The following is a 12233-nucleotide window of genomic DNA, read 5'->3' as shown; positions in this document are numbered from 1 at the left end:
CGCTCCTCCCCAGGTCCGGTGGTCGCACGTGCCCGGGACGCTCCTGTCACGCCCGGCCCCACGACGGGGCGCCGTGGGGCGCGCAGGCCCGGGGCGGGCGCTGGTGCGCCCTCGTCCCCTTCCTGTTCCCACACCCACAGGGTAGTGGGACATCAGCGGGAGAATGCCTCCTCCAGCAGTGCGACGTGCTGTTGCTTGTGCAGCGAGGCCCGTCCTGCTGCGGGTGAGGCGCTCGCGGGACGGGAGACGACCCGCACCCCCACACCCAGTTCGGGGACCAGGTTGAGGGCCAGGAACGGCCAGGGCCCCTGGTTGCGGGGCTCGTCCTGGACCCAGACCACCTCGGCACCGGGGTAGGTGGCGAGCTGGGCGGCGACCTCCTCGGTGGGCAGGGGGTACAGCTGCTCCACGCGGACGAGGGCGGTCCTCCAGTCCTCCCGGGCGGAACGTTCCTTGAGCAGGTCGTAGTAGAGGCGGCCCGAGCACAGCACCAGACGGTCGACCGCCTCCGGATGGGCCAGGACCTGCGGCTCGTGGTCGGGGATGACGGGCTGGAACGCGCCGGTGGTGAAGTCCTCCACCGAGGAGGTCGCCGCGGAGAGCCGCAGCAACTGCTTGGGGGTGAACACGACCAGGGGACGGCGCGGGCGGTGGTAGGCCTGGGAGCGCAGCATGTGGAAGTGGTTGGCGGGGGTGGAGGGTTGGACCACCCACATGTTGTTCTCCGCGGCCAGGGACAGGTAGCGCTCGATACGCGCCGAGGAGTGGTCCGGCCCCTGACCCTCGTAGCCGTGGGGGAGGAGCAGGACCACGGAGGAGCGCTGACCCCACTTCTGCTCCGCTGAGCTCACGAACTCGTCCACCACCGTCTGGGCGCCGTTGGCGAAGTCGCCGAACTGGGCCTCCCAGAGGACCAGCGCATCGGGGCGCTCCACGGAGTAGCCGTACTCGAAGGCCATCACGGCGTACTCGGACAACGGGGAGTCGTAGATGTCGAACGTGGCCTGGTCCGCGGTGAGGAACCGCAGCGGCGTGAACTCCCGGCCGTCGTCGTGGTCGTGGAGGACGGCGTGGCGCTGGACGAAGGTGGCACGGCGCGCGTCCTGACCACTCATGCGCACCGGCGTGCCCTCCATGAGCAGGGTGCCCAGTGCCAGCAGCTCGCCGAAGCCCCAGTCGATGGGGGTGCGCCCGTGCGCCATCTTCCACCGGCGCTCGCACAGCTGGGCCATCTTGGGGTGGGGGGTGAAGCCCTTGGGGAACGCGCGGTAGGCGTCGCCGATGCGGTGGATGGAGGCCTCCGTGGTGGCGGACTCCCAGCCGATCATCATGCCCTGGCCGGGCAGCTGCGACTCCGGGACCTCCCAGTCCGGCGCCCCGGGCTCCGGGATCTCGGAGGGTGAGGGCTTCCACCCGTGCTCGCGGGTCTCGGCGAGGATCTTGCCCAGCTCGTCCTCGTACTCCTTGATGGAGGCCTGCGCCTGCTCATCCGTCAGCTGTCCGCGTCCGATGAGGTTGCGGGTGTAGACGGCGCGGGTGGAGGGGATGTGGCCGATGAGTCCGTACATGACCGGCTGGGTCATCGAGGGGTCGTCGCCCTCGTTGTGCCCGCGTCGGCGGTAGCAGACCATGTCGATGATGACGTCCTTGTGGAACTCCTCGCGGTAGTGTGCCGCCAGGGTCGCCACCCGGACCACTGACTCCGGGTCGTCGCCGTTGACGTGGAGGATCGGCACCTGCAGGCCCTTGGCGAGGTCGGTCGGGTAGCGCGTGGAGCGTCCGGAGGTCGGGCCGGTGGTGAAGCCGATCTGGTTGTTGACGATGACGTGGATCGTGCCGCCGGTGCGGAAGCCCGCCAGCTGGCTCATGTTCAGCGTCTCCTGGACCACGCCCTGGCCGATGAAGGCGGCGTCGCCGTGGATGAGGATGGGGACCACCGGCAGGTCCGGGTCGCCCAGTTCGTCCTGCTTGGCGCGCACGATGCCCTCCAGCACGCCGTCGGCGGCTTCGAGGTGGGAGGGGTTGGCCGCGAGGTAGACCTTGGTGGCCAGGCCGTCGTCGACGGAGTACACGCCCTCGGTGCCGAGGTGGTACTTGACGTCCCCCGAGCCCTGCACGGTGCGCGGGTCCTGGTTGCCCTCGAACTCGGAGAAGATCTGCCCGTAGGACTTCCCGGCGATGTTGGCCAGCACGTTGAGGCGTCCACGGTGGGCCATCGCGATGGCGACCTCGTGGGTGCCGCGCCTGGCGGCGTCGGCCAGGATCGTGTCGAGCAGGGGGATCAGTGACTCCCCGCCCTCCAGGGAGAAGCGCTTCTGGCCGACGTACTTCGTCTGGAGGAACTCCTCGAAGGCCTCGGCGTGGTTGAGGGTGGAGAGGATGTGGCGCTGTTCCTCCGGAGTGGGGGCCGAGTACTGCCGCTCGATGCGCTTCTGGACCCACTTGCGCTGGATCGGGTCCTGGATGTGCATGTACTCGATGCCCACGGACCGGGTGTAGGTGTCGCGGAGACGGGCCAGGATGTCGCGCAGCAGCATCTGGTCCTCCCCGCCCAGCCCCCCGGTGGGGAAGGCGCGGTCGAGGTCCCACACGGACAGGCCGTAGCTGGTGATGTCGAGGTCGGGGTGGCGGCGCACCCGGTAGGCCAGCGGATCGGTGTCGGCCGCCAGGTGCCCGCGTGAGCGGTAGGCGTGGATCAGCTCGGCGATGCGGGCGGGCTTGCCCTTCTCCCGCTCGATGTCGTACTCGTGGTCCGCCTCCCAGTGGTACGGGGGGTGGGGGACGTGCTGGGCGTCGAAGACCCGGTCGTAGAAACCGTCCTGCCCGGCCAGCTTGTGGGAGACCAGTCGCAGGAACTCACCCGAGGCCGCCCCCTGGATGACGCGGTGGTCGTAGGTGGAGGACATGTACATCGTCTTGCCGATGCCCAGCAGCGCCAGCTTGCGCGGCGAGACCCCCGCGTACTCCGCGGGGAAGTCGGTGGCCCCCACCCCGACGATCAGTCCCTGCCCGCTCATCAGGCGCGGGACGGAGGTCGTGGTGCCCAGGGTGCCGGGATTGGTCAGGGAGACCGTCGCCCCGGCGTAGTCCTCCGCGGTGAGGCTCCCGGAGCGTGCGCGGCGCACGATGTCCTCGTAGGCGGCCACGAACTCCATGAAGGTCAGGGTGTCGGCCTCATGGATGACGGGGACGATGAGGTTGCGTGTGCCGTCGGGGCGGGCGACGTCGATGGCCAGTCCGAAGCCGACGTGGGCCATGTGCTCCACGGCGGGCTTGGAGTCCTTGGGTGAGTAGCGCACGTTCATCGCGGGCATCTCGCACAGGGCCTCGACGACCGCGTAGCCGATGAGGTGGGTGAAGGACACCTTGCCGCCGACCGTGCGGGCCAGGTGCGCATTGAGCAGGACGCGGTTCTCGATGAGGAGCTTGGCCGGGATCTGTCGCGACGAGGTCGCCGTGGGGACCCCCAGGGAGGTCTCCATGTTCTTCGCGGTGGCGCGTGCGATCCCCTTGAGCACCTCCGTGGTGTCCTCGGTGGGGGCGTCGGCGTTGAGGGCGGCCGCCGCACGTGCGTGCTGGAGGCGGGTGTAGGGAGAGGTGGCCTCACTCATCTGCGAGGGCGGCGCCGGGGGCAGGTCGGAGCGGGTGACGGAGACGGTGTTGCGGGGCATCTCCTGGACGGCCTGCTTCTGTGCGAAGGCCTCCTCCGCGGCGACGGTCGCCCGGGCCAGGTCGGGGTCGGCGCCGCGGGGCGCGGTCCGCCGGGCCGGGGTGGGGGACGACGAGGGCGACGCAGGGGCGGGCGGGGCGGGGGGCGCGGGCGGTGCGGAGTGACGCAGCTGGGGTGGCACCCCCGGGTCCTCGGCGCCGGTGCCGGGTCCGTCGTCCCCGACGGGTGCGGGTGCGGGTGCACCGGTGTTCCCGCGCCCCTCGGGCGGGGTCGAGACCGGTTCGGGTGCCGGCAGTGCCGCCGCGAAGTAGTCCCGCCAGGACTGGTCGACCGAGGAGGGATCGCGCCGGTACTGGGCGAGCATCTCGTCGATGTACCACTGGTCCGCCGGCGTCCCGCCCTGTGTGGGTTGCCCGCTGGTCGATCGATCCACTGTCGTCGCTCCCGTTCGTCGCGCGTCTTGGCCCAAGGACGCCCACCAGCATATGACGAAAGTCCCCACGTTATCTTGACGTGGAGACAATTTTGCCGTCCCTGTCCCCGGGGTTGCCACACACTGGGGGAGACGCTGGGCCGGGGCGTGCCCGACCCGACCCGCGCGCGGGGTGTCGGGGCCGCAGGGGCTCCCACTAGGATGCTGAGCATCATGGACAGTGACAGTTGCGGCCGACCACTCCCGACCCACACGCCAGACGCCGACCCCAGCGCGGGTGAAGCTGCGTGATCATCGACATCCTCATGCTCCTGCTGGGCATCGTGCTCACGGCGGGGACCTTCATCTTCGTCTCCTCCGAGTTCTCACTGGTAGCCCTGGACCAGGCCTCGGTGGAGCGGCGTGCCGTCCAGGGGGACAGGCGTGCCGCCCAGGTCCTGCGTGCCACCAAGGAGCTCTCGACCCAGCTCTCCGGCGCCCAGGTGGGCATCACACTGACGACCATCCTGCTCGGCTACACCACGCAGACGACCATCGCGAAGCTGCTCACTGCTCTGCTGGGCAACGCCGGGGTGGCCCAGGCCCTGGCGACCACGATCGCCGTGATTGTCGCCGCGATCCTCATCAACGCCTTCTCCATGCTCTTCGGGGAGCTGGTGCCGAAGAACTTGGCCCTGGCACACCCGCTGAAGACGGCGGGCATGGTGGTCCCCTTCCAGATGATCTTCACGAAGATCTTCCGACCGCTCATCATGGTCCTCAACGGGGCCGCCAACTGGGTCCTGCACCGACTCGGCATCGAGCCCCAGGAGGAGATCTCCTCGGCGCGATCGGCCTCGGAACTGGCCGCCCTGGTGCGCCACAGCGCGGAGGAGGGAACGTTGGACACCTCCACGGCCAGCCTCTTCACGAAGTCCATCCGCATCGGGGAGCTCTCCGCGGTGGATGTCATGACCGATCGTGGGCTGGTGCGCTTCCTCGACCAGGACGCGATGGCCTCCGACGTCGTGGCGCTCGCGCGGGAGACCGGGCACTCCCGCTTCCCGGTCATCGGTGACGACAATGACGATGTGGTCGGTCTGGTGTCCCTGCGCCGGGCGGTGGCCGTGCCCTGGGAGCGTCGCACCGAGGTCTCGGTCATGTCCTCCTCGCTGCTCGCCCCCGCGCCTCGGGTCCCCGAGACCGTCGAGCTGGCGCCTCTGCTGGTCCAGCTGCGTGATGAGGGCCTCCAGATGGCCGTCGTGGTGGACGAGTACGGCGGCGTCGCTGGGATCGTCACCCTCGAGGACGTCGTGGAGGAGATCGTGGGGGAGGTCTCCGATGAACACGACCACCGCCGTCTCGGGATCCGTTCCCAGCCTGACGGTTCCTTCCTGGTCCCCGGGCGGCTGCGCCCCGACGAACTGGCCGAGCGCACGGGCGTCGTCGTCCCCGATGACGGTCCCTACGAGACCCTGGCGGGTCTGGTCATGACCGAGTTGGGCCGTGTGCCCCAGGTCGGGGATCGGGTGGAGGTCGCGGGCGCCCATCTGGAGGTCACGCAGATGCAGGGGCGCCGTGTCACCCAGGTGTCCGTCATCCCACCCCCGCCCCACCACGATGCGGAGGTGTCGCTGTGAATCCCGTCGTCGGTGTCCTCGTGACCGTGTTCCTCCTGGGGGTCAACGCCTTCTTCGTCACGGGGGAGTTCGCGACCACGTCCTCGCGCCGTTCCCAGATCGAACCACTCTACGAACAGGGCAAACGGGGCTCTGCCAAGGCGATGTACGCCCTGCAGCACGTCTCCCTGATGCTGGCGATCTGCCAGTTGGGAATCACCGTGGCCTCCACCTCGCTGGGCGTGGTGGCCGAACCCGCCATCGCGCACCTCGTCGAGGGCCCGCTGGTGTCCCTGGGGATGCCGGCGGCCTCCTCACACGTCGTGGGGTTCGTCGCGGCCCTCGTCATCGTGCTGTTCCTCCACGTGGTCTTCGGGGAGATGGTGCCCAAGAACATCGCGATCGCCAACCCCCACCGCGCCCTGCTGGTGCTCGCACCCCCGCTGGTCGCCTTCGGCCACGTCCTGCGTCCGGTCATCGAGGCCATGGACCACACCGCGAACTGGTTCCTCAAGGTCCGGGGGATCACGCCACGCGCCGAGATCTCCGCAGCCTTCACCGCGGAGGAGGTCGCCTCCATCGTCGAGCTCTCCCAGCAGGAGGGCAAGATCCACGACGACCTGGGCCTGCTCACCGGCACCCTGGAGTTCTCCGAGGAGAACGCGGGGAACGCGATGGTCCCCCTCGACGACCTCGTGGTCCTGCCCCACGACTGCACACCGGCGATGGTCGAGCGCGAGGTCGCCCAGACCGGGTTCTCCCGTTACCCCGTCGTCGGGGAGGACGGGGCGATCATCGGATACCTGCACCTCAAGGACGTGCTCTACGCGGAGGGACCCGAGAGGGACGACCCCGTCACCCCGTGGCGCATCCGCAGGATGGAGTCCGTCCGTGCCACCGACGAGGTCGAGGACGCACTGCGCCACATGCAGCGCACCGGCACGCACTGCGCCGAGGTGGTCGACGACCACGGGGACGTCCAGGGCGTGCTCTTCCTGGAGGACATCCTGGAGGAGCTGGTGGGGGAGGTACGGGACTCCCTGCAGCGGGAGCAGGGGGCCTGAGGACCGGAACTGTGTCCCGTCTCACTGTGACCTTCGCATTCCGGGACCGTGGACCCGTGTGCGGGCGCCCGTTCCCGTTATAGGTTTGTGATCGTTGTGGTCGGTCCCGTCCGACCCGTTGATCGTGGAGGTCGTCCGTGACGCGTGAAGTGGTGAGCCCGTTCCCGAGCCGCCGTGAACTCCACGGCACCGGTGGACTCCCCGCTCCGCACACCGGAGACACCCCCCGCACAACGACCACCCTGCCAGCGGCAGCCGCCTGTCCCTTCCCCTCCCGTCGCTCCCTCCACCACGCCCCCGACCCGTCCGCGTCGCCCTCGTCCACGGGCATGCCGGTGGAGGAGCGGACCGCGCCGGTGCGTGGGCGCGGCAACGTCGGGCGTGCCTCCATGCTCGTCGCACTGGGTGCGATGACCGTCGCGGTCCCCCTCTCCGGGTTCGTGGGTCCCGACTCCTCCGTGGACCTCCCCGCCCGCAGTCTCGGCGCCCCCACGGGAGGCACCTCCTGGGCCGAGGGCGGTGACCCCGGGATCGCCGAGGCCGACTCGGTGGGACAGACGGTGGCAGCTGCCTCCCGCAGCCGTGTGCGCGCCCCCCTGGAGGTGCCGAAGTGCGCTGCGGCGGACAATGCCTCCGACGGCACCCGCCAGGTCGTGGTGGCCTCCGATGACCTCGTCTACCCCCTGACCGCGGGTTCCTACCAGCTGACCTCCGGGTTCGGCATGCGCATCTCCCCGATCTCGGGTCAGGCCCTGCTGCACGCCGGTGTCGACATGTCCGCCGCCCTGGGCACCCCGATCCATTCGGTGGCTGATGGAACGGTGGTCGAGATCAGCTCCGACTACAGGTCCGGGACCTACGTGCGCATCGAGCACAAGGCTGCCGACGGCAGCGTGTTCTACTCGGCCTATGCCCACCAGTACATGCAGGACATCCTGGTGAAGGTGGGTGACCGCGTCAGCGTGGGCCAGCAGATCGGTGCGGTGGGGTCCAACGGCTGGTCCACGGGTTCGCACCTGCACTTCGAGATCCACGACTCCACCGACACCCCGATCGAGCCGACGTCCTGGATGGCGGGTCACGGAGCGGTGTTCATCGGGGACGACTGCTCGTGATCCCCGTCGGTTCCCGCCGCCGGCCACTGCTCCTCGCCCACCGAGGTGGCGGGGAGGAGGCTCCGGAGAACTCCGTGGAGGCCTTCGCCCACGCGCGTTCCCTGGGTGTGCGCGACATCGAGACGGATGCCCACGTCACCGCCGACGGGAAGGTCGTCCTCATCCACGACGACGTCGTCGACCGCCTCTTCGACGCGACGGGACCGGTCGCCCTGCTCCCGTGGCGCGACCTCGCGCAGCTGCGCAGCCCGCAGGGAGGGCGCATCCCCCTGCTCTCCGACGTGCTCGAGGAGTTCCCGGACCTCGCCTTCAACATCGACGCCAAGACCGACGCCGTCGTCGGCCCGCTGCTCGACGTGCTGGAGGAGCACGCAGCCTTCGACCGGGTGCTCCTCGCCTCCTTCTCGGAGCGCCGGCTCAACCGCATCCGACGCAGTGGGCACGGGGGCGTCACGACCTCCCTGGGTGCCACCGCTGTCGCCCGGCTGCTGGCTGCCGCCGGGACCGGGACGAACCCGACCAGCTGGCACGTGCCCGGTCCCCGTCAGGGGGTGCGCGCCGTCCAGGTGCCGACCTCGTACGGTCCCGTGCCCGTGGTCACGCAGCGCCTCGTCGCCACCGCGCACGCCGCCGGGATCGCCGTGCACGTGTGGACGATCAACGACGAGGACGAGATGGTGCGTCTCCTCGACCTCGGTGTCGACGGGATCGTCACCGACCGCCCCACGCTGCTGCGCGACGTCCTCAGGCGGCGCGGCCAGTGGGAGGACACACCGGAACCGGGTCGCCAGGCACCGTCCGGGTCCTGACCCGGAGGACGGCCCGTGACCCCGGACACCGGGAGGTGGACCCGTCCCGTGCGGACCGTCGGGGCCACGACCTCCGTCAGTCCTCGTGGGAGTCGTCGAGCACCGTGCCGATGAGTTCCTCGAGGACGTCCTCCAGGGCGACCACGCCCAGCGGCGCGGCAGGATCCCCCACCAGTGCGAGGTGGGCCTTCGCGCGCTGCATGACCCGCAGCGCGGCGCGCAGCGAGTCCTCGGCAGCGACCTGCGGCAGCGGGCGGATCCCGTGGGCACGCAGGCGCTTCCCCCGGCTCCCGGGGTCCTCGACGGGCAGATCCTTGATGTGGAGGTAGCCACAGGGGGCTCCGGTCGTGTCCCTGACGGGAAGGCGGGAGAAGCCGTGTCGTGCGGCGACGGCGGCCGCTTCCGCGACCGTGAGGGAGTCGTCCAGGGTGGCGACCCGGTCCATGGGGATGAGCACCGAACCCACATCGCGCTCCGTGAAGGTCAGCGCACCCAGGACGAGGCGTTCGTCCTCGGGGTCGATGAGACCACTGCGGCGTGACTCCGCCACCAGCTCGGCCACCTCGTCCCCGGTGAAGGCGGAGGCGACCTCGTCGCGTGGCGTCACGCGGATCAGTCGCAGCACGAGGTTCGCCAGGCCGTTGAGGACCCACAGGAGGGGCAGGAGCAGCCCGACGAGGGCGACGAGGACGGGGGAGCACGACAGTGCCAGGCGTTCGGGACCGGCGATGGCGACGTTCTTGGGCACCATCTCACCCAGCACGACGTGCAGGTATGTCACCAGGGAGAGGGCGATGACCAGGGCGATGGGGTGCAACCAGGAGTCGGGGACACCCACGGCGTGCAGGGGGACCTCGATGGTGGCGGCGACCGTCGGCTCCGCGACGGCACCCAGGGCCAGGGAGCACACGGTGATCCCCAACTGGGCGCCGGCCATCATCAGTGAGACGTGCTCCATGGCGAAGAGGGTGATGCGCGCCCGTCGCGACCCCGCACGTGCCAGCGGTTCGACCCGTGTGCGTCGTGCGGAGATCAACGCGAACTCGGCGCCCACGAAGAAGGCGTTCGCCGCGAGCAGGACCACGGTGAGCAGGACGGATGCGGCGGGGCTCATGGCCCGGACCCCGCGGAGCCGTCGGCACGGGCTCCGCCGTCGCCGTCCGTGCCGTCGCCGGGGAGGTCCTCGACGAGGACGCTCGTCACCCGGTGGCCGCTCACGGAGAGGACCTCCACGTGCAGGTCGTGCGCCCCGGGAGGGCTGGTGACCAGGACCACCTCGTCGCCCTCCTCCGCGAGGCGCCCCAGCCGGGCCGAGACCAGACCGCCCAGCGTCCCGGCGTCGGGGGAGTCGGGCAGGGTGACACCGATGAGGTCGGGCAGCTCGTCGAGCCGGGTGAGGCCGGGCAGGACGGTGCCGCCGGGAGGGGGTGGCGGACCGGGTGGGCGCTCGGCCGGATCGTGCTCGTCGTAGAGCTCGCCGACGAGTTCCTCCACGACGTCCTCCAGGGTGACCAGACCTGCCAGGGCCCCGAACTCGTCGATGAGGAGGGCCATCTGGAGGCCACCGTGCCGCAGGCGCTCCAGGAGGTCGTCGATGTGGACGGAATCCGGGACCAGGGTGGCGGGAGCCGAGAGCGCGTCCACCGTGGTGTCGCCCCAGAGCTCGACGGGGAGGGAGAGGGAGGAGCGGATGTGGGCGATGCCCACGGGCATCTGGCGCAGGATCCCGCCCTCCTCGGAGACGCTGACGACGGGGAAACGGGAGTGTCCCGTGCGCCGGGAACGACGGACCATGTCGGAGACCGTCGAGGTGGGGGAGAGGGTGACCATCGAGGACGCCGGGACCATGACGTCGCGGGCACGTCGGTCCCCGAAGGTCAGCGTCCTCCCCACCAGGTCCGCGGTGTCGGCGGCAAGGGTGCCGCGCAGTGCCGAATGGCGCACCAGGGAGGTGAGCTCCTCCGCGGACCGTGCCGAGGCGAGTTCCTCCTGGGGCGTGATGCCGACGATGCGCAGGAGGGCATTGGCCGTGCCGTTCGAGAGGCGGATCGGCCAGGCCACGGCCCGCGTGAAGCCACGCTGGAAGCCCTGCACGGCCCGGGCGGTGGCCAGGGGGCGCGAGATGGCCAGGTTCTTCGGCACCAGCTCTCCGAAGACCATGGTGATGACGGTCGCGGTGAGCAGTGCGATCGTCACGGAGACGGTGGTGATCCCCGCATCGGGCACACCCAGGTCGGCGAGGGCGGGGCGGATGAGTCTGGCCAGCGAGGGTTCGGCCAGGAAGCCGAGGGCCAGGTTCGTCACGGTGATGCCCACCTGGGCCCCGGAGAGCTGGGTCGAGAGGTGACGCAGCGCCTCCAGCACTCCGCGCGCACGACGGTCACCGTCGTCCGCCGCGGATTCGACCGAGGCACGATTGACCGTGATCAGGGAGAACTCGGCGGCAACGAATGCGCCGCCGGCGGCCACGACGACCATGGAGAGCAGGAGCAGGAGGACCTCGGTCATCCGGTCACCCGCCCGGGTGTGTCACAGGGGTGGGGGGCTGGCCCCCGGGGACTGTCTCCCGAGCCGCTGTCGCCCATCATCTCCGTCCGTCAGGTGCGCTCCGGCGGTTCCGCCGGGCGGGGGTGGTGCCGGTGCGCGTGTCGCACCGGTGCGGACACGGTAGCAACTGGGGAGGCGTCGCGCACGGGAGGGATCCGCGCACCGGGGACGGGGACAACCCGGTCCCGACGGGAGGAGAGGTGTCGCGACACCGGATGGACGGTGTCGCGACACATCGCACGGTGCCCCGAACAGGATTCGAACCTGCGGCCTTTCGCTCCGGAGGCGAACGCTCTATCCGCTGAGCTATCGGGGCCGACGTCGCAACATGTTACCAGCCCCGCGGCAATGCCCCTGCACTGCCGTGCGTGAGATGATGGGTGGTGCTCCGCACCCCACCGAGGAAGGTCACACGTGCGCGTCCACATCGCCTCCGACCACGCCGGCTTCGAGCTCAAGTCCCTGCTGGTCCCCCACCTGGTCTCCGCCGGCTTCGAGGTCGTCGACCACGGTCCCGAGACCTTCGACCCCCTCGACAACTACCCGCCCATGTGCCTGGACTGCGCGGAGGCCGTGGCAGGGGACCCGGGGTCGCTGGGCATCGTCATCGGTGGGTCGGGCAACGGCGAGCAGATCGCCGCGAACAAGGTGCAGGGGATCCGCGCCGCGCTGGCGTGGAGCGAGGAGACCGCCGTCCTGGCCCGGCAGCACAACGACGCCGATGTCGTGTCCATCGGTGCGCGCATGCACACACCCGAGGAGGCCACACTCATCGTCGACGCCTTCCTCTCCACCCCCTTCAGTGCGGACCAGCGTCACCGTCACCGCATCGACCAGCTGACCACGTACGAGCAGAGCGGACTCATCGACCGCAACTGAGCCCGCGCCCGCCACGGCGGCTCCCGGGCAGGAGCTGCGCCGCCGGGCGGTGGGAGGTGTCCCGGGGCCGGACGCGACCGCTCCGTGTCCCCGCTGGCCCGGGCCGTACCGCGCCGAC

General features: G+C 70.4%; 8 protein-coding genes and 1 tRNA gene. 5 read left to right on the top strand and 4 right to left on the bottom strand.

The window, feature by feature from the left end; genetic code table 11:
- Positions 1–152: 152 nt before the first annotated feature.
- Positions 153–4103 carry a multifunctional oxoglutarate decarboxylase/oxoglutarate dehydrogenase thiamine pyrophosphate-binding subunit/dihydrolipoyllysine-residue succinyltransferase subunit gene (locus tag BQ9890_RS01530; RefSeq protein ID WP_268258637.1) on the bottom strand — a complete coding sequence of 1317 codons (3951 nt, stop codon included), beginning with the start codon at positions 4101–4103 and terminating at the stop codon, positions 153–155.
- 290 nt (positions 4104–4393) lie between these two features.
- Here BQ9890_RS01530 and BQ9890_RS01525 point away from each other — a divergent pair, with 290 nt between their 5' ends.
- From BQ9890_RS01525 to BQ9890_RS01510, 4 genes are all read left to right on the top strand, one after another.
- Complete coding sequence (locus BQ9890_RS01525) at positions 4394–5722, top strand: hemolysin family protein (protein ID WP_143226379.1); 1329 nt, start codon at positions 4394–4396, stop codon at positions 5720–5722.
- On the top strand, positions 5719–6765 hold the full coding sequence (locus BQ9890_RS01520; RefSeq protein ID WP_075888800.1) for a hemolysin family protein: 1047 nt from the start codon (positions 5719–5721) through the stop codon (positions 6763–6765). The genes BQ9890_RS01525 and BQ9890_RS01520 overlap by 4 nt, the downstream gene beginning before the upstream one ends.
- Positions 6766–6902: 137 nt before the next feature.
- Entirely contained in the window at positions 6903–7880 is a 978-nt protein-coding gene (locus BQ9890_RS01515; RefSeq protein WP_143226196.1) for a M23 family metallopeptidase, read from the top strand.
- The gene (locus BQ9890_RS01510; RefSeq protein ID WP_075888798.1) at positions 7877–8689 is read left to right on the top strand and encodes a glycerophosphodiester phosphodiesterase family protein; all 813 of its coding nucleotides are present in this window, start codon (positions 7877–7879) and stop codon (positions 8687–8689) included. The genes BQ9890_RS01515 and BQ9890_RS01510 overlap by 4 nt, the downstream gene beginning before the upstream one ends.
- Before the next feature lie 76 nt (positions 8690–8765).
- Here BQ9890_RS01510 and BQ9890_RS01505 read toward each other — a convergent pair whose 3' ends face one another.
- The 3 genes from BQ9890_RS01505 to BQ9890_RS01495 form a co-directional block, all read right to left on the bottom strand.
- Positions 8766–9803: a hemolysin family protein gene (locus tag BQ9890_RS01505; RefSeq protein ID WP_075888796.1), complete on the bottom strand. Its 1038-nt coding sequence runs from the start codon at positions 9801–9803 to the stop codon at positions 8766–8768.
- The gene (locus BQ9890_RS01500) at positions 9800–11197 is read right to left on the bottom strand and encodes a hemolysin family protein (RefSeq protein ID WP_075888794.1); all 1398 of its coding nucleotides are present in this window, start codon (positions 11195–11197) and stop codon (positions 9800–9802) included. Before BQ9890_RS01500 ends, BQ9890_RS01505 begins: the two co-directional genes overlap by 4 nt.
- A gap of 282 nt (positions 11198–11479) precedes the next feature.
- A tRNA-Arg gene (locus BQ9890_RS01495) sits at positions 11480–11552 on the bottom strand.
- Positions 11553–11650: 98 nt separating this feature from the next.
- Between BQ9890_RS01495 and BQ9890_RS01490 the strand changes: the two genes are divergently transcribed.
- Positions 11651–12115: a ribose-5-phosphate isomerase gene (locus tag BQ9890_RS01490; RefSeq protein WP_075888792.1), complete on the top strand. Its 465-nt coding sequence runs from the start codon at positions 11651–11653 to the stop codon at positions 12113–12115.
- Positions 12116–12233 lie beyond the last annotated feature (118 nt).

It is taken from the genome of Actinomyces provencensis (genome assembly GCF_900155435.1).
GTDB lineage: Bacteria > Actinomycetota > Actinomycetes > Actinomycetales > Actinomycetaceae > Pauljensenia > Pauljensenia provencensis.
Note: the sequence above shows the minus strand (reverse complement) of the source record. Positions and strands in the feature narration are given on the sequence as shown.